The sequence below is a fragment of the Psychrobacter sp. PSi21 genome (assembly GCF_054960615.1).
The window spans coordinates 57,173-78,725 of the sequence record NZ_JBHNYR010000006.1; the positions used below are offsets into that span (position 1 = coordinate 57,173).

The window sequence follows — 21,553 nt, forward strand, 5'->3', positions numbered from 1 at the left end:
ATGGACACTATCTCAGATGAATCTATCAAAAACATACAATTTTTTAAACAAGACTATGAACGCTTTTTTACAGCAGTTCAATCATTCATAGATTGCAATTTCGCTGGCTTCAAATGCCAAAACATTGATTCCAATAAAATCAGTATCGAGTTGCAACAACCACTAACAATCTCAGCTGAAAATGTAGCTCTGAAGCATAGTAGACCGAAAAATATAAGAAACATTGAAATACTCATCAATTTTAGAGTAGTTTATGATACTTTCGAATACGATAATTTATATAGTAGTACAATATCTTCAAACTTGAAAATTACTGTTAGGTCAGTCGGAAAGAATGGCATTAACTATAAGGGATTTCACTTTGATTTAGACAAGCCTAGTTCTGAACAACATCAGCTACATCCTAAGTATCATTGCCAGTTTCTAATAAATCCACAAGAAATTGATACATTCACTTATGGAGATGCCTTACAGTTAGACATACCAAGATTTACACACTTTCCAATGGAACTAATTCTTGGTACAAGTTTTATTTTAGCTAACTTTCTACCAGAGACCTTTAGTATGCTACAGGATGATAGAGACTTCGTAAAATTTCAACAGAAGTATCAAAATCATTATTGGAAACCATATATTGAATCTCTACAATCCCTCTTGAGCCCTAATTTTAATTCTAATCAATTCAAAGCTGGACAACAGCTTCAACCCTACTGGATATAATGAAAGAAATATTTAGTTTTTTAAAGGTTCAAACGATAAATGAGCCTTCTATAGTAGATAGCTTTATAGTAACTGCTTTTGTCAGATTAAATAAAGTATCTGTCATTAATAATATTTTAGTCTCAAGCTATATCATAAATGAGTCAAATTCATCCTATGAACGCTATTTGAATTTTGAAAAAATTGTTAAGAGTGTACTCAAAGAGTTCACCTTAGAACACCTTTGTCAGCTATTTGAATTTGTCATCTCACCATCTGACAGAGTGATTAGTGGTGCTATTTACACACCTTTATATATAAGAGAGTACATTGTCCAGTCTGTCATTAAAGATGAAGATGTCAGTCATAAAACTTTCGCCGACATCTCATGCGGTTGTGGAGGTTTTCTATTAGTTGTTGCTAATACGCTCAAGCAAACTAATGAGATTAGTTTTGGTGATATCTATGAAAATTATTTATTTGGAGTAGATATTAAAAATTATTCCGTAGAAAGAACAAAAATAGTTTTGAGCTTAAACGCTTTATTCCATAATGAAGATATAGAAAGTTATAATTTCAATATCTATATTGCAGATGCTCTAAGTTTTAAGTGGTCAGATGTAATAGATAGTTTTACAGGTTTCGATTTTATTGTTGGAAACCCTCCATATGTTAGTGCAAAAAATCTTGATGAGAGTAGCAAAGCCTATTTAAAAGAATGGAGTGTAGCTAATTTGGGAAATACTGACTTGTATATTCCTTTTTTTCAAATTGCAATTAGTAACTTAAATAAAAATGGCTCAATGGGCTATATTACTATGAATTCATTCTTCAAAAGTTTAAATGCTAGATCTCTGAGGCAGTACTTTCAAAAATTAAAGCTGGATTTTAGTATTGTAGACTTTGGTTATGAACAGCTATTCAAATCTAAAAACACATATACATGTATATGTATTATAAGTAATTCCAGAAAAAATTATATTAAGTATAGGTCGCTTAAGCCTGAATCCCTAGGGAAATCGACTGCTAATTTAGATTTCGAAAAAGTTTACTATAGTAAACTAGACTTTAAGTCTGGATGGAATTTGAAAAACCATGATTTGATTCAAAAGATTGAAAGGACAGGAACACCTTTTGGAGAGATTTATACTACACGACATGGTATTGCTACACTAAAAAATGATGTTTATATATTTAAGCCTATTAAAGAAGATAACGAATACTATTATTTTGTAGATTCAGACGAATATGAAGTATGTATAGAAAAAGGGATTTGCAGAGATATATACAATACAAATAAGCTTAGTAGCATACAAGATCCTAAGAAGCTCGTTGAAAAAGTAATTTTTCCCTATATGTACAAAGAAAATACGGCAATCCTTATAACTGAAGATAGCTTATATAGTAACTTTCCTAAAACATATGAATATCTTTTTTCGAAGAAAGACATTCTTTCGAAGCGAGATAAAGGTAAAGGTATTTACCCGAATTGGTATGCATACGGAAGGAGCCAGGCATTAGCCAACAATAAATACAAACTGTTTTTCCCGAAATATTCGAATACTAATTCCTTTTTTATTATAAATAGTGATGAACAGACTAAATTCTATAACGGTCAAGCACTTATTGGAAAATCTATTCGTGATCTTGATCTTGCTAAAATTATTATGCAGAGTCGTATTTTTTGGTTTTACCTGTCATCAACAAGCAAGCCATATTCATCGGGTTATTATTCCATGAATGGCAACTATATTAAGCATTTTGGTGTATATGACTTTACGGAAGAAGACATTAAATATTTGCTTAAGGAAAGAGATCAGCTGTTGATTGATGAGTTTATTGAAGTTAAATATGGTATTGATTTATCAGATATATAAGTTTACTTCATTTTAAATTAATTAAGTATGATACTTTATTACTCGCTGACACCAGATGGAAGCCAAAATTTTGAAAGAGAAAGACTCGACTTTAAAGCGAGCTTATATCAATGAGGGTATGGATAGGTTCATTTCTCAAAAATATCCATTAGGAGATATGATAGGTTATCTTTTAGAAGGTAATGAGCAAAAAACAGTAGTAGGCATTAATAAGCTACTTTTATCAGATGGTAAAAGTGCTGAAAGCTTAGTGTCTAAAACATCCCCGTTACATAGCGAGACCATCCTGAATTCTGTGTAACTGCCATTTAGATTAAATGCTTACTGATGCGATCATCAAACATAATCATAAAGCGATTAAGAGCAGACGTCCAGTTACGGATCGGCATTGACCACTTTTTGAATGCCTGCTGTGTTGCTAAGTACACCACTTTAAAAGCAGCTTGATCAGAGGGGAACACCTTACGCTTATTCACCGCCATCCGAATCACACTGTTTAGTGACTCAATAGCATTGGTAGTGTATATGACTTTTCTGATGTCTTTAGGATACTCGAAGAACACCGTTAAGCCCTCCCAGTTATTACGCCAAGACTTGACCACATGCGGGTACTTATCACCCCACACCTCATCAAAGTGCTCAAGATTGGCCTCTGCTATCTCAAGCGTATCAGCGCCGTAGATGGCCTTTAAATCAGTCGCTACGGCCTTTTTGTCCGTCCATGGTACAAACTTCATTGAGTAACGCACCATGTGGACGATATACACCTGAACCTGTGCTTTAGGATAAACCGTGTTGATAGCATCAGGGAAGCCCTTTAAGCCATCGACACAGGCAATGAGAATATCTTGCACCCCGCGGTTTTGTAGCTCAGTGAGCACGCCAAGCCAGAACTTAGCGCCTTCATTCTCTGAGAGCCACATACCAAGCAGCTCTTTCTTACCACTAAGACTGACGCCTAGGGCTAAGTAAATGGCTTTGTTGATGATCTGCTTGTCTTGACGTACTTTGACGACAATGCAATCCAAATAAACGATAGGATAGATGCTGCTCAGTGGTCTGTTCTGCCAAGCTGTGATGTCCTCTAATATATTATCGGTGACTCTTGAGACAAGAGAGCTTGAGATGTCGACATCGTAGAGCTCTTTAATACTCTCTACAATCTCGGTGGTGGTTTGACCCTTGGCGTAAAGGAATACGATCTTGTCATCAAGTCCACTAATACGAGTTTGATGCTTGCGCACGAGTGTAGGTTCAAAGTCACCATCACGGTCTCTTGGGGTAGAGATCTCAAGATCGCCTGTGTCACTGCGGACTCTCTTTTTAGTATGCCCATTGCGCTTATTAAGCTTGTCTGCTTTCTCATGCTTGGGATAGCCTAGATGGTCTTCCATCTCGGCTTCTAAGGCAGTATCAATGAAGGATTGCATGAGCTGCTTTTGAAAGTCTTTGATGTCATCAAAGCTATTCATGCTACTGGCCATTTGCTCGGCCAGTTTTTTAATATCAGATTAAGTCGTCATTGCTTATTCTCCGGTTAGTGGATTATAAGCAGTTACACAGAGTTTGGGAAACTCCCTACATAGCAGCTATTACGAGTCTGATAACTATGCCAATATAGGCCAACTAAAACATATCATTTCGGACTTTACTTAATTATCTGATATGTTTTTACAACTTATAGTTAACTATTTTAGTGCAGACCTTATCAACTTCATTTTAGCTCTATGGGTAGTATGCAGGCTTTCCTCTAAATTATCTTCAACTTCACCTCCCTTATCGTTCTCCGCTTTACATCGCTCATGGACCTTTCCAATCTCATCACTGTTTAGCGCTATTCAACTCCTACATACTAATTCTGTTAAATCAACTCCTTAATATTTACCTCTAACGCATCACATATCTCGTACGCCTTCTTCAGCGTAATATTTTTTTCTCCACGTTCTATATTACCCATATAGCTACGATCAATACCTGCCATCTCCGCTAATCTTTCTTGGGATATCCCCTTACCTTTTCGCACCTCACGGACACGCTTTCCAAAGGTAATCATACGATCGTCTGTCGTCATTTCATTAACCACTGCTAAAGATAGCAATACTCACAGTGGTAAGCTACAATATCCACGGGATATAGTCGGTATTAAGAGGTGAGCGTGAAAACTAAACTAGAGTATGAGTCAGATATAACAGAAACTAATAAGCTTATCTGTGAGAAGTACTGGTTAAGAGAAGGCGATAAACGAAGTGGTTTTATATATACCTGTAGGGAGATAGGTCAAGAGTTTGGCTTTAAGCATCAAGATATACCTAGTATCGTTAAAATAAATGCTCATCTTGTCGTACTGGACTGTCAATGCATAGACTGTGGTAAAACTAAGATTTGCTATACTCGCTCACAGCTAACTCGATTGGATTTTATTAGATGGCGGTGTGATGATTGCAGGGAGGCGCTTGAAAAAAGAATGGATCAAGAGTACTTAGAGTATCGTCTTAAACAAGACCGTTTAGCAGAAGAAAAGAGACAGACCACTCTAGAGTACATCAATCAATACAGAAGCATTCAATTAAGCAGTATTCCTTCAGTCACTGAGCTTAACGATGTGGATAGGCTGCTACTTGCAGCGACTATAGAGAGTATAGGAGCAGATAATTTAAAGAATACAGTTTCTCTACATGACAACTTATCACTACCTTTATCATCGTTCTCTAAATTAGATGAAAAGATACTACATCATCTCTTTAACCGAAATCTGCTCATACTAGCTCCTGAGGATAGCTACGAATACGTAACCGTCAACGAAGAACAGGAGTTAGAAATAGACTTCCATCAAGCGATCTTTGAGTCTACTTATAGTATTGAGAATCTTACTAAAATCTTGATAAACGCTAAATCTAAAAAAAATGTCAGTGCTCTAGTAGCGGATAGTCAATTTAAGAGCTGGTGTGAACAGGTGCAACTAGGAGAGTGTTTAAGCTACCTGATTACTAGGTCAAGACTGAACGATCTAGCACCGCCTATTGGCGACAAGCTAGTTAGCATTCTCAGATTATGTCTAGCTGAATGTTCTGTATCGACCATGCATTATATAATTTGGAAGTCTGTTGAAAATGCTGCTGCATACGTGCAAAAACCAAATATTACTCGAAGACATGCTTCAAATTCTGTTTCTGGTAATATAGAAAGGGTTTTCGGTAAAATACATAGTGGTAGTTGGAATCGCAATAAATCTTTTCGCGATGCTAGCCACCCTCAGTCTGCAATGGCCAAAATATTTTTTGATTATGTATTTGGAGTAGATGATGGTAGTTTTCACTACACTATTGATGAGTTATTTAGTCCATATAGGCCCCAGAAAGTTTTAGAGCCAATAAGTTATGCAACTTTAGGAGATACTAGAAGTACGAATTATTCAGTCACAATCACTCTTGATATCAAACAATCATGCTCTACCTACGTCTAAATCATTAATACAACTAAATTAGCCAAATAAGGTATACCAGTAAGAGAAAGATTGTCTAGATAGAAGACTATATAATTTGCTGAGCAAATTTATTATTACTAATAGGAGCTAGTATGGAAGACTCTAGATTCGAAGAATCAATTACTGATGATCGTCCTATCCTCGTTAGCCAACAAGAAATAGAAGAACGACGCTATATTATGGCTATAACTTCGGCTAGTTTCGCAGTAGACAACCTTCCTGTCAATCCAGATACTCAGCATATCTTCAAAGACTATCAGGAAGGTAGAATCGCAACTATCAAAGAAGTAATAGCGCTGCTACACGCTCACTATACTAAGGTATTCCTTGAAGATAGTTAACGCTTATAACTACTGCCTTCGTTTTTAGATATATTGACCTAAACTACTAAATTCTTCCTGATGATGGAATTCCTTTGTCAAAAGGACGTAATATTTTACTAGTTTCGTTTTTTGAAGGTAGATCTTCATCAGGATAATTAGTACCCTTATCTATATCTGAAATCTGAATGCCTTTTTGCCTTATGTTAAAAGCGATTTGTTGCCAACGCCTTAACCATAGTTGCTCTTTATTTTTATAACTTTCTAGCTCCAACTTGGTTCGTTCTAGCTCAACTAATAGGTCCTCGTACTCACTCTCTGTCTGTTTCTTCGACTTTACTAATCCACCAGATAATGCTTGTTTGGCATTGTCATAAGCAGCCTTGATCTTTGGCTTAGCTTGAAGTGACTGCCTACTGAATCCAAACTGGTCTACAATTACCTTCCAAGTTAGTTTTGAACCAAGCTCACCTAAAGCCCACTTATCTAACTCTCTAACAACTAAATCGATATCTTCATTAGACATATGACGAAACTTAGACATTGCTAGTCTCCTTTAGATACTGGGATGGATCAAAGTTCTCTACACCGTAATCAGATAATTGTTTACCTAATGTGCGAAGCTTTTTCTCATTGTGAAGTATCCAATCGCTACTTTTCTTAGGCTTTTTCGACTCCACTTGATCTTTTACAGTTTCTTGAGCGATAGTAGTTAATGAAAATAGCCGTTTAACTTCTTCAATTCGCTTAGCATCGTCCTTAATCCACACATAGTCCTTACAGTCAGCAGAGCACTGTAAATGCCTTTCACAAGGCATTTGAGAGAAGTTGTGAATGCAAAGACCTGTCCCTACATCGTGCACAGCTTTTATACGAGCTTTTAAAATAGCATCTTGGTGGTTAATAGGCATTACTTTAATTTGTTCCGCAATCTTACCGCCAATTGTGCCATTTTTAATATCTTCTCTTAACATCAAAGCCTTCTTTTCAGGACTTGTATGTTGATAAGCTTTCGTATCTCTTGGATTGCTTCGACCGAACCACTCAGTTTGCAGCAAATCACTCAATCCACCTTCATCAAGTAATGTGTTCATAGTGTGACGGAATTGATGACTTGTAAAGTCAACCTCTGTATGTTTGTTAGCATACTCTTTAGATAGGTCAGGAAAATATCGTAAGAATGTCGCTATCATTGAATGACTACAACTAATAGAAATCCAGTGTGCTAAAACTCCATCAGAAAGCAATAACTCCTTAATGAATAGTAAGTCTGCTAAAAAGTATTTTTTACCTTGCTGATCAATATGTACAACCTCAATCGACCTAGGCTTAAAATACTTCGAACAATACTGTTCAACTCCTTTTTTATTCGTATAAAAGGCTCTTACATTATTTTTCATTTCCTCGAAAGCAAGATTATTCTTTCTTATCCAACTACGCTTTGTGAGAAGGCTGGAAGCCAGTCCTATTTTCTCAAGATCTTTATTATAAAGCCTTCTATTCTCTGGTATTTTCTCTAAAAATCTTAAATCAGCCCCACCTATTTTTTTCATTTGCTTGGCAACTGCGCGCGACTTTTCAGTTAGCTCAATTGTTTCTTCTATAATTTCTTTTACTATAGGAGCGATATCAGTTGGTAAGAAAAGTCTCTCTAGAGGAGTAATCGTATCACCAAAGCTTGATTTTCTAGGAAAATAGTTGATGTAGAAATTACCTTTATTGTCCTCGCTTATTTTCTGAAAAGGCAATAAAGAAATTTCGCTTAGTCTTCTACCTGTTAAAATCAACATACTTAACAATAAAATATATAGACGATATTTATGATTTTTAGGTACATTTTGGTAAAGCTCACCTATTACCTTATACACAAGAGGTTCAACCATTTTTTCAGATTTAGTAGACTCTTCTGCCTCGGGATCGTCTAATCTCTTATGTTTTACTCCACCTACACTTTTAGGTCTTCTCATGCTTGAGAATTTATAATCTAAATAATTATGGCATAAACCATTACTATCACAATGAGCAGCAAACTCGGATACAGCTTTGTGAAGATTATATGCTGTTGAATCCGCATAATCCCTTGAAATCATCTTACAAGCATTATCTAGTACTTCAGGAGTCAGCTGAAAAAAGTTTTGATTCATTTGTTTGGCTACATAGTAGATATATCCTATTGCCGTTAAAAAATTACGCTGATTAGGTATTGCTTGATTTTTTTGATGAAACCTAAGAACAAATAAAGCTTTTGCAACATTAGCCCACTCATTTGTTAGCGCCTCACTTCCAAGCTTAGGTGGCAACACAAAATCAATAGTAGCTTGTATACTATGCTTACCAGTTTGTTTGACTAACCGCCCTCCAGTTATAATCCATAGTGAGTCTTGCCAAACTACAGACTCAAAACCTTCAAGCTTTAGTTTCTTGGCTAAATTAATCAAACTAGAAAGGTTAGATACTCTATCATCCTCGATAGTGACAAAGGATATGACCTTAGTTTTTCTTTTTGATCTATTGTCAGACACCTTAGGCTTCCTTACATAATGTTATTACATTAGAAACAGCTAATATTACATCGTCCAATTGAATACCAAGTCTAGCATTCTCATATTTCTTAAGCCGTTGTTCACGATCTTCAAGCAGACTATCAAGTACTTGTTCATGATTAGCAGAGCGATAAGGTTGGAATTTTGGACACAAATAACATGAAAATGGTGGATCTAAATGACAAATACCTAACTCACCGCACACACCAATTTCAGTTTGTTTATCAGGAAACTCTTCATCTACAAATAGCAGGTGCTTTTCATCAAGCTCACCATTAATAGCTTCGCTATCGTTACTAATAACGCTACCTTTAAACAGAGAAATATACTCTGAGAATTGACTCGCTGAGGCTTTGTCTAAATGTGCGACGATATTACTTCTAGTATCATAGTAAACTTCGACATGCTGAGTATCGGTATGGTCTAGAATTCTTGCAAGTTCTACCATACTGATTCCTTCAGAGGCTAAGCCTGTTGCAAGCGTATATCTGAACCTCCTAGTAGAGACTTTCAGTAGGCTACCCGTTATCGGCGATATTATCTTATGGCGTAACACAAACGACTTTAATAATTCTGAAATATTACTACTTGTCATATTGAAAACTTCATCAACAGAATGAGATTTTTTAGCAGCAGAATTTTTAGAAATATTAATAAATATCGGTCTTTCGCTAGGCTTAGCATAGTCCCTGAAGTTATAGACTAGCTTTACATCTTTATTAGCTATTATTAAATCTTCAATTATTTTCCCAAATAGTGGATCAAGGTATTCCTCTATGTAATCATCACGGGCATTTAATTGGCGTTTTTTTATGCGAGGCATTTTAAGTACGTAACAGGGATCATCTTGGTCAGAAGGACTTAATTTAGATAAGTCACTCTCGCGTAAGCAAGTCAAGTTTGCAGGATTTCTCCCAAATGCAATAGACAAAGCTACAGCTGCCCTTTCCTGAAAGTGCGTAAAAGAATTGCTTGAATCGCGTTTCAGAGCATCAATTATCAAAGGAAGCTCAAGAGTGTGATCAAAAGCCCCACTCTCAGGATCTTCCATTCGCACAGCCTGACCTTTTGGGTTTCCTGGTATAGACATACCTGCAAGTTGTCTAGTGTACAGCTCAGAAAAACCTAGCTCTGGATAGTTTTTAAATGACCATTTATACCATTCTATTGCACGATATAAAGCCCAAAGCCTATGATCTTTTCTTGCAGTACTTATAGCTATCTCAAACGCCTCTACTAAAGCCTGCTCATTTGAACTTGTCATTGCAGTGTCATCATTAAAGAATTTCATAATTTCTAAAATGACAACTTTAAAATTAGAATATCCTGCGTGGGCTGAAGTAAGTCTTAAGCTGCTACTAATATAGTGCTTCAATGCTTCTTTAATAAAGGGGTTCTTTATCTTGCTAAAATCAATACTTGAATTTGCATAATAAGCGTATGGTAAATGCCATAAATCTCCTGAAGTATCAACAAGATTACCTTCTCTAGTAGTAATAGTCTGAGCATCTACATTTTCCTGAAACAGTAAATCTAATTGTTCCATCAAGTGTCATCCTTCACTAAATTACATTGATATTTACGTAAAGCTTCTTTTGCACTTTCTTCGACTGCTTGAGCAATGTATACATCTTGAGAACTAAGGCTAGAATCTCCTCTTAAATAAGCTAGAGCTTCTCGACGCTTCTGTTCTGATAATCCTGACTCTCTCATTGTCATTTCCATTCTCGAAGAAAAAGTATGTCTTAAAGATTTGGCACTTAAATTATCAGGCAAGTATTCAGAATACTTATCTCTTAGTAGATGAAAGAGCTGAGTAATAGATGCCTGTGATAAAGGAACACCTTCGTCGCTTAAAATTAAGTACTCAGACTCGAATTCTGATTTTTCTTCTAGAATATCTCTCAAATCGACTATGTATTTGTCTAAACATTTAACCAACTCTGAATTCTCAATTGGTAGTAAACGCCCATTGCGCTTTATTTGAGGTCTAGGCTTTCTAGTATCATTAAGGTCAGGATTTCTACGAACGATGTCCACCGAAGATATAGCACCAATAGTAATATCCTCTACCCTTAAACTAAGAAGCTCGCCCGGACGTAAACCACAATAAATCATCAATCCAATTGATATGAAATTTCTATACTTTACTGATTCATTTGTACCAAATGAATCAGTAGAAGTAGGGTCTAAGACATTTATCAAAAAGCTAGACTCTTCGTTATTTAGTCCTTTTTTCAAATACTTCTTGCTAGGTGGTGGCGACATAAAAGAACTAGATAGCCATTCATTGAAAATATTTTTTCTTTCACTAAGACTTTTAAACTTGTTAGAGGAGTAAGGCAACTGAGATATCAATACACTCATATACCAGTTTATAAATTGTCTAACAGTAGTAAGGCGTTGATTAAAAGTTATGGGTGAAACAGCTTTTGATCGTTCTCTATTTTGTCTTAGCTGCTCGACTAGTACTGAATTGATCTGAGCAGAGTTAAAAGATACTGGAGCAATAAGCTTTTCTCTCAAGTTGATTTGTTCGCGGTACAGCCAGTCATACAAAAGAGAAAGCTCTCTAGCATTACGTATTAGTGTGTTAGTACTTCTATCACGACGAGATAGTAAATACTCATTAGGTGCTGGAATAGGTAATCCGTCATAATCAAGTATGATTGGAATCTGCTCTCCAGTTAAATGTGTTACTACCTTGACTTTCATTAAACTAACCATGATATAAGTTTACTTATTTTACCATATAATAACTTATAAATTAACATTAATTTTATTATAATAATTTATATATTACTATTAAAAAATAGCCCTGAATTTTATTCTCAATATTTACATCAATATAAGAATAATATTCAGGGCTGAGGCTTACTAATAATGGCTTAGAAGCTAGTATTTACTTAAGTATCTTTACATTCTATGTCTTATCATCATCAGAACGGAATATCATCATCGACCGGACCATCAGGCATGGCAGTGGTTGTTTGTGGCTGATTATTGGCCGCTGGTTGCTGAAACTGATTGGACTGTGCTGGCTGGTTGCTAAAGCCGCCTTGGCCGCCTTGATTATTGGCATTATAGCCGCCCTGTGGATTGAAACCATTGTTGCTATTATTTTGGTTATTATTATTTTGATTGTTATAACCACCCTGGTTGTTATAAGGCTGCGGGGCGTTTTGATTGTATCCTGAACCTTGCTGTTGTCCTGCACCAGCGCTATCGAGCATTTGCATTTGACTGGCGCGGATTTCGGTGATGTAACGGTCTTGACCGTTTTGGTCTTGGTATTTGCGGGTACGCAAGCTACCTTCGACATAGACTTTACTGCCCTTACGCAGATATTGCGCCGCCACTTCAGCAAGGCGGTTATTAAATACAATTCGGTGCCATTCGGTCGCTTCGCGCTTTTCACCGCTTTGCTTATCCGTCCATTGCTCTGAGGTCGCGACCGAAATATTGGTCACTGTACCACCATTATTAAAAGTTTTGCTATCTGGATCAGCGCCCAAATTACCAACGATAATGACTTTGTTAACACCGCGCATAATATTGTCCTTTTGTTATAAATAAGTGAATTGCTTTTTTTGCAAAAAATAATCAGTGATGGATCAACCTTTATAAATGCCAATCACAATATGGCTTTACTTTACCCAATTTTAGGTCAAATATCTAGGGGACTTTGGGCAAGATGCGACAGTGCTTGTCGCGAGTCGTCCGTTAATTGCGTTTTATCTAACTTTAAATAAGCCACTTGCTCTTTTGCCATCACCACCAGCTCATCAACGCCATCGACTGCCAGCATTTGGCGTGACCAGTCTTGGATATTGATATTGTTAGGGATGGTCACTGTCGTGCTCGATAAATAAGGCGGCTGCGCAATGGGGATAATAATCAGTAACGCTGCGCCCATGATAATCGCTAAAATACCCCATGCCAACAAATTGGGCTGATTTAACAGCAGACCACCCATCGCACCGCCAACGAACGCGCCAAAAAACTGACTGGACGAGTTGAGCCCCATTGCGGTGGCTTTATTAGCGACTGGGGCACGCTTAGATATCCACGAGGGAATCGTCGCCTCCAGCAAATTAAAGCCCATAAAATACAGCAGCAAGCCCAATATAATACCGACACCGACCTGACTACCCAGCGCCAGCAGTGCTAAAGCGGCAGTCATTAAAGCAATCGCCCCCAAAAATACTTGGCGCATTTTGCGTTTCTTTTCGGCAATGATAATAAAAGGGATGGCGATGGCAAAACCAATAAACAGTAGCGGTAGATAAACCAGTCCCTGCTGTCGTACTGACAAGCCCAGCACCTCACTGAGCTGATGCGGCAAGATGACAAATATCGCCGTCATGGTCAGATGCAGCGCAAAGATGCCGATATGTAAGCGATTTAAATCACCAATCTTAAGAACCGTCGCCAACTGCTGACCGATGGTTTTGTTATCTAGATTGTGCTTGAGCACGCGCAGTGGCGTGGGCACCACAAACAATAGCAGCATTGCCAAAACCGCAAACCCTGAGGTCAGCCAAAACAGGCCAGAAATGCCGAGCGAACCGACCAATAATGGGCCAAAGGCAAAGGCGAGCATGATGGAGGTGGCAATGGTCAAACCCATCGTGGCCATGGCTTTGGTGCGCATCTCCTCACGTGTCACATCTGCTAAGAGCGCCATCAGTACCGCCGACACCGCACCACTGCCTGCCAGCGCCCGACCGAGAATCACTTGATAAATATCGGTCGCATTTGCCGCCACCATGCCGCCGATGGCAAACAGTATTAACCCCAAAAAGATAATCGGCTTACGCGGGAATTTATCAGCAGCAAGGCTCATCGGTATCTGAAAAATCGCCTGCCCTAAGCCATAAACGCCCACTGCCAGCCCGATCAAAAACGGCGTTGCGTGCGCGTAATTGTCACCATAAACAGAAAACACCGGCACAATCATAAACAAGCCGATCATACGCAGGGCAAAGATGCCACCGACTCCGAGGATCGCCCGTTTCTCTACGCTATTCATAGTTGCCTCACTGTCTCTTAACTGATCAACTGATACGCATCAAACGCCCAGCGCACCAATTAAGCCACACAGTATAAAACATTCACCGCATAGATGCCGAAGACTTTTCTCATCGCACTCTTGTGAGTGAGACAATTTTGTTACCAAGTGCATCTGCCTGCCGTACACACCTTGAATAATGACGCTGGCGCAACCATAAAAACAAACGCTGCTAAAGACGACGACACTCATATACAGTGTTTATTCACGGTCATGCACCTGACATAGGATTGTCGTTTCATCATCAACCCATATTAAAAACGCATCGCCCAACTGCTCTTATATCGAGCAGGCCCTTTTGTATTAAGGGTGTTATTTATGTTTGTTATCACAACATTAACCACACAACTTTCTTGACCCTTTTAAGGCCACATTAAAATACTTATCAGGTCAAACCTATGTTTGCCTTTATCGGTTTTTGTGATGACTATTTTATACGGTGGTTTTTTTCTCACTATCATTAGCCATCATTGCTGACGCGATGAGATGCTGCTGTGTCATTGAGCGCAGCCACGCATTATTGTTATTTTTAATGAATGTTCGTATCACGTTTTACACAAAACCAAAACGCAATCTTGATAACGATTTGATTTAATCACCTAACTGACTTTTTTATAGTTGATGACCAGCTTCTGGTCGTAACCAACATTTTAGCAAATAGGAAACCCTTAAACGATGGCACATGACCATATCGCAATACGCGGCGCACGCACGCATAATTTAAAAAACATTGATTTAGACATTCCACGAGACAAATTTGTGGTAATCACTGGCCTATCTGGTTCTGGTAAGTCGTCACTGGCATTTGATACCCTCTATGCCGAGGGGCAACGCCGTTATGTCGAGAGCTTATCAGCCTACGCGCGCCAGTTCCTCTCACAAATGGAAAAACCCGAAGTTGATAGCATCGAGGGCCTCTCCCCTGCGATTGCCATCGAGCAAAAATCGACCAACCATAATCCGCGCTCAACCGTAGGCACGATTACCGAAATTTACGACTATCTGCGTCTGCTATATGCCCGTATCGGTACGCCCTACTGCCCAGAGCATGGCGAGCCGATGGTCGCGCAGTCGGTTACCGAGATGGTCGATCAAGTCATGGCCCTGCCCGCTGATACTAAGCTGATGATATTAGCGCCCGTGATTCGTGAGCGTAAAGGTGAGCATACGGTCTTGCTAGAGCAGCTCATTGGACAAGGCTTTGTGCGGGTGCGGGTCGATGGCGATGTGTATGACACCGATGAGCTACCGACACTCGATAAAAAGAAAAAACACACCATCGAAGTGGTGGTTGACCGCTTTAAAGTTCGTGATGATTTGGGTAACCGTGTCGCTGAGAGCTTAGAGACCGCGCTGCGTTTGGGTCAAGGATTGGTCACGCTACACTTTATGGATGGCAATCCAAAAGAAGGCGGTGATGACAATCAAGTCATGTCCGCCAAGCACTCCTGCCCTGTCTGTGATCGCGCGGTACCTGAGCTTGAACCGCGTATGTTCAGTTTTAACAACCCCTACGGTGCTTGCCCAAGCTGTGATGGTCTTGGTAAACGCCAGTATTTTTCGGCAGAAAAGCTCATTGCCCATCATGAAAAGTCGCTCAATCAGGGCGCGATCAATGGTTGGGATAAACGCCATGCCTACTATTTTGGTTTGCTGAGCACCGTCTGTAAGCATTTTAAAATCGATATGGATATGCCGTGGCAAGATCTCGCCAAAAAGCAGCAAGACATCATCATGCACGGCTCGGGCAAAGAAAAGCTCACCTTTAACTTTACCGATGAGCGTGGCCGCAAGACGAATAAGACCGTACCCTTTGAAGGCGTGCTGCCTTACTTAGAGCGCCGTTATGCGAAAACGCAAAGTAATCTTGTGCGCGATGAGCTGGCCAAATATCTGGCGGATACCACTTGTAATGTCTGTGATGGTGCGCGCTTAAACGAAATCTCGCGCAATGTGCGTGTCGATGACCAAACCATCGCTGACATCGTTAAGCTCTCTATCGGCGACTCTGCGGACTATTACAAAACGCTAAAAATCGACGGTCACAAAGGTGAGGTTGCCGAAAAAATCTTTAAAGAGATTAATGAACGCTTAAACTTCCTCGTTAGCGTCGGTCTTGATTATCTGACCTTAGCACGCTCTGCCGAAACGCTGTCGGGCGGTGAAGCGCAGCGTATTAGGCTTGCCAGTCAAATCGGTGCCGGTCTCATGGGCGTCATGTACGTACTTGATGAACCATCCATCGGTCTGCATCAGCGTGATAACGATCGTCTGCTAAAGACACTGACGCGTTTGCGTGATTTGGGCAATACCGTACTGGTCGTTGAGCATGACGAAGATGCCATTCGCCAAGCGGATCACGTGATCGATATCGGTATCGGCGCAGGCGTCCATGGTGGTCATGTGATCGCTCAGGGTACGGTCGATGACATCATGGCAAACAAAGAATCGCTCACTGGACAATATATGTCTGGCGAAAAACGTATCGAGATTCCAGCCGTGCGTCATACAGCCAAAACCATGGATGTCGAGGTCAAAGGAAAAGCCAAAGCCAAAAAAGCGCCGATGACGATTGAGCTAAAAGGCGCATCCGGCAACAACTTGCACGATGTGGATTTGAGTATCCCTGTTGGCGTGATGACCTGTGTGACGGGCGTATCTGGTTCGGGCAAATCTACCTTGATTAACCGCACCCTCATGCCATTGGCAGCGACGCAGTTAAACAATGCCTCAACGCTGATTGCTGATAAATTTGAGAGTGTCAGCGGTTTTGAGCATTTGGACAAAATGGTCGATATCGATCAAAGCCCCATCGGTCGGACGCCACGCTCAAACCCAGCAACGTATACGGGCGTGTTTACCCCTGTGCGTGAGATGTTTGCGCAAACGCAAGAAGCGCGCGCTCGTGGTTATAAGCCGGGTCGCTTTAGCTTCAATGTCAAAGGCGGACGCTGTGAGATGTGCCAAGGTGATGGTCTCATCAAAGTTGAGATGCATTTCTTGCCTGACATGTATGTGCCATGCGATACCTGTGAAGGCAAACGCTATAACCGCGAAACGCTTGAGATTCACTATAAAGGCAAAAGCATCGCCGAAGTGTTAGAAATGACCGTAGAAGACGCGACTGAGTTCTTCTCAGCGATACCCGCGATCTATCGCCGTCTGCAAGCGCTTATGGATGTCGGTCTTGGTTATATTCGCCTCGGTCAATCTGCACCGACGCTGTCGGGCGGTGAAGCACAGCGGGTCAAACTGGCGCGTGAGCTTGCCAAACGTGATACGGGACAGACGCTCTATATCTTGGATGAGCCAACCACGGGTTTGCATTTCCATGATATCTACAAGCTGCTGCATATCCTGCATACCCTGCGCGATAAGGGCAATACTGTTGTGGTTATCGAGCATAACCTCGATGTCATCAAAACGGCGGACTGGGTAATTGATCTGGGCCCTGAAGGCGGTAAAGGCGGAGGCCGGATCATCGCTGAAGGTACGCCTGAGGAAGTGTCGGAAGTGAAAGGCTCGTATACGGGTGAATTCTTAAAACCGATGCTTGAGCAAGGGTTAAAAGACGTCAGCTAAGACAAATTAGTGAATGATTAATAAAAGGCTATTCTTTCGGGAGTGGCCTTTTTTGTTTTTAACCGAGATTTTTGCTTTATAAGCTGTTTTTTTTCAAATACATCAGATACAAAATCAGCAAGTTAATAGTTGACACAAAATACACTTATGTTTAACATTCTCTTTATTGTTTCTGGCTAAATACTACATTGTTAAGTTAGTATAACTAAAGACATATTTGTGTGACAGATTAGCTTCTTTAATTTGAATTCATACGTTCTATTACTTTATAAAAAGGCTCAAGAGCATGAAAAGATTTTTGAAAAATAAATTATCGATAATGACAATCTTAGCTATGACGTCACTATCGTTGACTGCTTGCAACGATGATAATGACTCTACCACTACGGCACCCGTTACCGAAACGCCAGGCGAGGTGACCCCGCCTTCTCAGACCACACAAACAAATATAGTTTCTGGCAAGCTGGTTTCTTATGATGGTCAGACTCCTATTGCTAATGCTTTAGTATATGTCATGGATCAAGCCAACGGCACGAACAGCAAAATAGTCGCTAATGTATACAATACCAGCAGCTTAGTCATCGAAGCGAACAACACCTCAAATAGCAGTTCAACAACTGAATGCGGGGCAGCACCCCAAGGCAGCTTGGCAAGTACTTGTACCAACGCAGATGGTAGCTATGAGTTAAGCATTGAGACCAATAATAGAGACTTGTTAATTAAATTCGAAAAAGGTGCGTTCAGTGCCGAGCAAAACATTACTCTCCAAGAGAATGGCTCTTCTCAAGCAGAAGTAACTGAGCTCAATGACACCATTCTTGAGAATGTACCGAATATGGTCGTTATCGAAGGCTATTATGATAGTATTGAAAATATCCTTGCAAAACTGGGTCTTGCAAGTATCGATACCCAGTCTGGTGAAATCATTGACTCTAAATTTGATTTGTGGAATACCGCTAACAACTTATTTGTAGACAGTAATAATGATGGCAAAGCAGACATATACAACTATGAGATTGTCTTCTTCAACTGTGGTCAAGAAGATATCAACTGGCTAATGGATGATGGAAAACGTCAAATCCTTAAAGATTATATCAGCAGTGGAGGCCGCATTTATGTGAGCGATCAAGCTTATAACATCGTCGAACAGACGTTCCCAGAGTATATAGATTTCGCTGGCTCAGATGATACGCCAACAAACCAGCCAGAAGGGATGGACGCTGCATACCAAGGACAAAGCGGCATTACCATCCAAAGTACGATTGAACCAAAACTCAGATCTTGGCTTGAAGGCGTAACTTGTGCATCAGCTTCATGCTTAAACGCTGATGGCACCGTCACTATTGATGGCTTTTTAGGCGGATGGGCTAAAATGAACTCAGTGAATAGCAGTAAAGACGTTGATATATATGTGAGTGGTCAAGATAGCGATCAAATGCTGCGCCCATTAACGGTTGCATTCGACTATGGCAATGGCCGTGTGACTTATACGTCTTATCATAATGAAGAAAATACAGAAGGCGAATACTCAACAGAAACTTTAGATGATGGACTACATGCTCAGCAAAGAATTTTACAGTATCTTGTGTTTGAACTATAAAATATTTTAAACTATACATTTTAATGTTAGCATCAAAGTCAAATATTACTTGAGCAAGTAATTCAAAGGCTACTCTTTATGGAGTAGCCTTTTTTATGGGTGAGCAGAATAAAGCATAGCTGCTATATTTTGTTTTTCAAAACTGTAATTGCCTTTACAACCTGTTCACGGTTTTTGGCAGCTTTAATCCATTTTGGCAGGCGACTGGCTAATGAACTATTTATCCAAGTATCTACATTTGGATTACGTTGCCTATGTTTAGCCGATACAAAGTCTTCCAAATATTCTAAATGACGCTTGTTGAATGCCCACAAGCTCTCGCCCACACAATCAGTTTGCAACCATAAATTTGCGCCAAAATAACTATCCGTTGGATTTTCCGCGCTCCAATAAAAGGTTCTATGTCCAGCCAATTTTACTTGATTATAGCCACAACTTGGACAACTCAATCGAGCCTCATCATTATTTATGGTAACGAAGGCTTTAGATTGACATTCTGGGCAGCACACCAGCGTGGGGTCATCTTTGGTGGGCGTACTAATAGATAGTCTATTTTCCTCATTTTCTTGAAACCGTTGTTCATTCATGGCATTGCCGTAATTAGAAATAGATTGCAAGCATTTGTACGTGACCACAACTGCTAGGCGTCATACTTTACCCAATATTGTATTATAAACCTACCCCTTCGCGATCAACCATGTGCCAGCCAATCCCATAAATGAAGACCCTACTCGGTTAAATTTCTGACGGGCTTTAGGGCTTTTTAGACGTTTTTGCGCATAACTCGCCATAAAGGCATACATCATCATGGCAACAATGGCGCAGCTAAAAATCACTAGACATAGAATCGTAATATCCACCCCTGTCAAGCTAGTGACTGGAAAAAAGCTAGGTAACAAGCTAATGTAGAATAAAATAACTTTTGGATTACTAATGGATACCAGAAAACCTGACATCACACTTTTTAAACCCTCATTCTTATTCTTTAACGCTACATTTCCAGTGATAATTTCACTTGGCACCGTCGTCCACATCTTGTACGCCAAGTAAAATAAATAACCTGCACCTACAAACTTAACGATAGTAAACAAGGTATTAAAATTGCTTGCCAATGCGCTCAGTCCATAAGCGGAAAAAACCATATAAATAGTATCCCCTGCGGCAAGGCCAATGATTAAGGGCAGCGCAGCCCAAGAACCTTGCGTCATGGCTTTGGCAATCGTGGCAAACACACCAGGACCCGGCGTCATGATAAATATGAATACAGCAATGATGAAGGTAAATAGCTGGATAGTGGTGATGGTCATGATATTTCTTTATAGGTATATTAATACTTAAGTATAATTGATTAAATAAACATATTTCTAGTTTAGTATGATTGTTTTAGAGTATTTATAGGCGCAAAATACCTATAAGCATGATATTGCCTAGACTAGCACAATTCAAATAATTAATAATAAGCCTATAATTTTATGAACTTCAATACACATTTAGAAAAAAACAAACTGGCTGTTATTAGCGCTTTAAATAGTGACAAATCAATATTGATTAGTGATTTTATTATCATTCTAAAAAACGTATCTTCTTTATTAAAAATCAATAATTTTATTTTTTGGATTGATGAATTGCAAAACATTGACCATTCAGAAGTCCCAATGACAAAGCATGCAGTCGTTGACGCTCAAAAATCATGGAATAAATACGATTCTAGTAGAACAACCTTTGGAAACATATTGTTAGATACCTGTGAAAAGTTATTTACCTATTGGCAACAAGATGACCTCTGTAGCACGCAAGGTCAGTTCTACTATTACAAAGATAAGAATACAAATCTAGTCTTTAAGGAAAGTGTGTTTGGCTGTATTGAGTATCTTGATAGAGCTATAGATATTTGTGCTGACCCTCGATTTGGTATCGCCTTGGTTTCAGATTTACATGGAGTCGTTATAGTTGATGACTTATATTAGCTAACCAATATATAAGACTATATCATCTCTAAAACTCTCTGCTTCATCAAGCTTTTCAAGAAACAGCTCAATTCGTGAAAGAATATATTTCCTTTCGCTTAAGTAATAAACATCTCCTCCATTTAATAAGAAATCTTTAAATAACTGTAATTCTATTCTCACTTGATTGAAATTGGCTCTCTCCACCTCAACACCATACAAAAAGAACTTTAACCAATACAGTTCTTTCTCATTAGCAAATTTATACCAATAGTCTCTATAAACTCTCTCAAAAGATATCGGAAAGCTGAATTCTTCTTCTGAACCTTGCGCATTGTCAACCATTCCCATAACAGACATTTTTTTCAATTCCATATATTGCTTTGAGGTCGTAAGTAAGAGCCATCACCCAAACTATATCTTAAGATATA

At 39.3% G+C, this 21,553-nt stretch carries 19 protein-coding genes; 8 read left to right on the forward strand and 11 right to left on the reverse strand.

The genetic code is table 11. From position 1 onward, the window contains the following. The 3 genes from ACFI32_RS05675 to ACFI32_RS05685 are packed head-to-tail and all read left to right on the forward strand — an operon-like array spanning position 1 to position 2,877. A complete protein-coding gene (locus ACFI32_RS05675; RefSeq protein WP_462625539.1) occupies positions 1–720 on the forward strand; it encodes a hypothetical protein in 720 nt (239 codons plus the stop codon). After that, complete coding sequence (locus ACFI32_RS05680; protein ID WP_462625540.1) at positions 720–2,576, forward strand: Eco57I restriction-modification methylase domain-containing protein; 1,857 nt, start codon at positions 720–722, stop codon at positions 2,574–2,576. The genes ACFI32_RS05675 and ACFI32_RS05680 overlap by 1 nt, the downstream gene beginning before the upstream one ends. Positions 2,577–2,631: 55 nt before the next feature. Beyond that, positions 2,632–2,877 (forward strand): hypothetical protein, encoded by a 246-nt coding sequence (locus ACFI32_RS05685; protein WP_462625541.1) that lies wholly within the window; start codon positions 2,632–2,634, stop codon positions 2,875–2,877. A gap of 7 nt (positions 2,878–2,884) precedes the next feature. Here ACFI32_RS05685 and ACFI32_RS05690 read toward each other — a convergent pair whose 3' ends face one another. Beyond that, positions 2,885–4,060, reverse strand: a complete 1,176-nt coding sequence (locus tag ACFI32_RS05690; RefSeq protein ID WP_462625542.1) for an IS256 family transposase — start codon at positions 4,058–4,060, stop codon at positions 2,885–2,887. A gap of 377 nt (positions 4,061–4,437) precedes the next feature. After that, positions 4,438–4,629, reverse strand: a complete 192-nt coding sequence (locus ACFI32_RS05695; RefSeq protein WP_462625639.1) for a helix-turn-helix domain-containing protein — start codon at positions 4,627–4,629, stop codon at positions 4,438–4,440. 102 nt (positions 4,630–4,731) lie between these two features. Here ACFI32_RS05695 and ACFI32_RS05700 point away from each other — a divergent pair, with 102 nt between their 5' ends. Together ACFI32_RS05700 and ACFI32_RS05705 are read left to right on the forward strand one after the other, a co-directional pair. Next, complete coding sequence (locus ACFI32_RS05700; RefSeq protein WP_462625543.1) at positions 4,732–6,039, forward strand: hypothetical protein; 1,308 nt, start codon at positions 4,732–4,734, stop codon at positions 6,037–6,039. A gap of 113 nt (positions 6,040–6,152) precedes the next feature. Further along, positions 6,153–6,401: an antitoxin VbhA family protein gene (locus tag ACFI32_RS05705; protein ID WP_462625544.1), complete on the forward strand. Its 249-nt coding sequence runs from the start codon at positions 6,153–6,155 to the stop codon at positions 6,399–6,401. A 46-nt stretch (positions 6,402–6,447) separates the two neighbouring features. On the opposite strand, the gene ACFI32_RS05710 is transcribed toward ACFI32_RS05705, so the two are convergent. From ACFI32_RS05710 to ACFI32_RS05735, 6 genes are all read right to left on the reverse strand, one after another. Further along, positions 6,448–6,924, reverse strand: a complete 477-nt coding sequence (locus ACFI32_RS05710; RefSeq protein WP_462625545.1) for a protein kinase — start codon at positions 6,922–6,924, stop codon at positions 6,448–6,450. Next, entirely contained in the window at positions 6,917–8,902 is a 1,986-nt protein-coding gene (locus ACFI32_RS05715; protein WP_462625546.1) for an integrase, read from the reverse strand. The genes ACFI32_RS05710 and ACFI32_RS05715 overlap by 8 nt, the downstream gene beginning before the upstream one ends. 1 nt (position 8,903) lies before the next feature. Beyond that, the gene (locus tag ACFI32_RS05720) at positions 8,904–10,469 is read right to left on the reverse strand and encodes a site-specific integrase (protein WP_462625547.1); all 1,566 of its coding nucleotides are present in this window, start codon (positions 10,467–10,469) and stop codon (positions 8,904–8,906) included. Then, positions 10,469–11,638 (reverse strand): tyrosine-type recombinase/integrase, encoded by a 1,170-nt coding sequence (locus ACFI32_RS05725; RefSeq protein WP_462625548.1) that lies wholly within the window; start codon positions 11,636–11,638, stop codon positions 10,469–10,471. The genes ACFI32_RS05720 and ACFI32_RS05725 overlap by 1 nt, the downstream gene beginning before the upstream one ends. Before the next feature lie 224 nt (positions 11,639–11,862). After that, on the reverse strand, positions 11,863–12,474 hold the full coding sequence (ssb, locus tag ACFI32_RS05730; protein WP_462625549.1) for a single-stranded DNA-binding protein: 612 nt from the start codon (positions 12,472–12,474) through the stop codon (positions 11,863–11,865). A 116-nt stretch (positions 12,475–12,590) separates the two neighbouring features. Beyond that, positions 12,591–13,955: an MFS transporter gene (locus tag ACFI32_RS05735; protein ID WP_462625550.1), complete on the reverse strand. Its 1,365-nt coding sequence runs from the start codon at positions 13,953–13,955 to the stop codon at positions 12,591–12,593. 714 nt (positions 13,956–14,669) lie between these two features. On the opposite strand from ACFI32_RS05735, the gene uvrA reads away from it, so the two are divergent. Together uvrA and ACFI32_RS05745 are read left to right on the forward strand one after the other, a co-directional pair. Continuing rightward, entirely contained in the window at positions 14,670–17,576 is a 2,907-nt protein-coding gene (gene uvrA, locus ACFI32_RS05740) for an excinuclease ABC subunit UvrA (RefSeq protein WP_462625551.1), read from the forward strand. Between the two features lie 286 nt (positions 17,577–17,862). Further along, positions 17,863–19,176, forward strand: coding sequence for a hypothetical protein (locus ACFI32_RS05745; RefSeq protein ID WP_462625552.1), 1,314 nt, complete (start codon positions 17,863–17,865; stop codon positions 19,174–19,176). 122 nt (positions 19,177–19,298) lie between these two features. On the opposite strand, the gene ACFI32_RS05750 is transcribed toward ACFI32_RS05745, so the two are convergent. Both ACFI32_RS05750 and ACFI32_RS05755 read right to left on the reverse strand, forming a co-directional pair. Continuing rightward, positions 19,299–19,763 carry a hypothetical protein gene (locus ACFI32_RS05750; protein ID WP_462625553.1) on the reverse strand — a complete coding sequence of 155 codons (465 nt, stop codon included), beginning with the start codon at positions 19,761–19,763 and terminating at the stop codon, positions 19,299–19,301. Positions 19,764–19,853: 90 nt separating this feature from the next. Then, positions 19,854–20,483, reverse strand: a complete 630-nt coding sequence (locus ACFI32_RS05755) for a LysE family translocator (protein WP_462625554.1) — start codon at positions 20,481–20,483, stop codon at positions 19,854–19,856. A 165-nt stretch (positions 20,484–20,648) separates the two neighbouring features. Here ACFI32_RS05755 and ACFI32_RS05760 point away from each other — a divergent pair, with 165 nt between their 5' ends. After that, a complete protein-coding gene (locus ACFI32_RS05760) occupies positions 20,649–21,143 on the forward strand; it encodes a hypothetical protein (protein WP_462625555.1) in 495 nt (164 codons plus the stop codon). On the opposite strand, the gene ACFI32_RS05765 is transcribed toward ACFI32_RS05760, so the two are convergent. Continuing rightward, positions 21,144–21,497, reverse strand: a complete 354-nt coding sequence (locus ACFI32_RS05765) for a hypothetical protein (protein WP_462625556.1) — start codon at positions 21,495–21,497, stop codon at positions 21,144–21,146. Between the last annotated feature and the right edge of the window lie 56 nt (positions 21,498–21,553).

What these genes read in the sequence shown, in the direction of transcription:
- ACFI32_RS05755 (WP_462625554.1), bottom strand. Translation starts at nt 20,483, where the DNA reads ATGACCATCACCACTATCCAGCTATTTACCTTCATCATTGCTGTATTC.
- ACFI32_RS05725 (WP_462625548.1), bottom strand. Translation starts at nt 11,638, where the DNA reads ATGAAAGTCAAGGTAGTAACACATTTAACTGGAGAGCAGATTCCAATC.
- ACFI32_RS05675 (WP_462625539.1), top strand. Translation starts at nt 1, where the DNA reads ATGGACACTATCTCAGATGAATCTATCAAAAACATACAATTTTTTAAA.
- ACFI32_RS05745 (WP_462625552.1), top strand. Translation starts at nt 17,863, where the DNA reads ATGAAAAGATTTTTGAAAAATAAATTATCGATAATGACAATCTTAGCT.
- ACFI32_RS05690 (WP_462625542.1), bottom strand. Translation starts at nt 4,060, where the DNA reads ATGGCCAGTAGCATGAATAGCTTTGATGACATCAAAGACTTTCAAAAG.
- ACFI32_RS05710 (WP_462625545.1), bottom strand. Translation starts at nt 6,924, where the DNA reads ATGTCTAAGTTTCGTCATATGTCTAATGAAGATATCGATTTAGTTGTT.
- ssb (WP_462625549.1), bottom strand. Translation starts at nt 12,474, where the DNA reads ATGCGCGGTGTTAACAAAGTCATTATCGTTGGTAATTTGGGCGCTGAT.
- ACFI32_RS05695 (WP_462625639.1), bottom strand. Translation starts at nt 4,629, where the DNA reads ATGATTACCTTTGGAAAGCGTGTCCGTGAGGTGCGAAAAGGTAAGGGG.
- ACFI32_RS05680 (WP_462625540.1), top strand. Translation starts at nt 720, where the DNA reads ATGAAAGAAATATTTAGTTTTTTAAAGGTTCAAACGATAAATGAGCCT.
- ACFI32_RS05760 (WP_462625555.1), top strand. Translation starts at nt 20,649, where the DNA reads ATGAACTTCAATACACATTTAGAAAAAAACAAACTGGCTGTTATTAGC.
- ACFI32_RS05765 (WP_462625556.1), bottom strand. Translation starts at nt 21,497, where the DNA reads ATGGAATTGAAAAAAATGTCTGTTATGGGAATGGTTGACAATGCGCAA.
- ACFI32_RS05735 (WP_462625550.1), bottom strand. Translation starts at nt 13,955, where the DNA reads ATGAATAGCGTAGAGAAACGGGCGATCCTCGGAGTCGGTGGCATCTTT.
- uvrA (WP_462625551.1), top strand. Translation starts at nt 14,670, where the DNA reads ATGGCACATGACCATATCGCAATACGCGGCGCACGCACGCATAATTTA.
- ACFI32_RS05685 (WP_462625541.1), top strand. Translation starts at nt 2,632, where the DNA reads ATGGAAGCCAAAATTTTGAAAGAGAAAGACTCGACTTTAAAGCGAGCT.
- ACFI32_RS05750 (WP_462625553.1), bottom strand. Translation starts at nt 19,763, where the DNA reads ATGAATGAACAACGGTTTCAAGAAAATGAGGAAAATAGACTATCTATT.
- ACFI32_RS05705 (WP_462625544.1), top strand. Translation starts at nt 6,153, where the DNA reads ATGGAAGACTCTAGATTCGAAGAATCAATTACTGATGATCGTCCTATC.
- ACFI32_RS05720 (WP_462625547.1), bottom strand. Translation starts at nt 10,469, where the DNA reads ATGGAACAATTAGATTTACTGTTTCAGGAAAATGTAGATGCTCAGACT.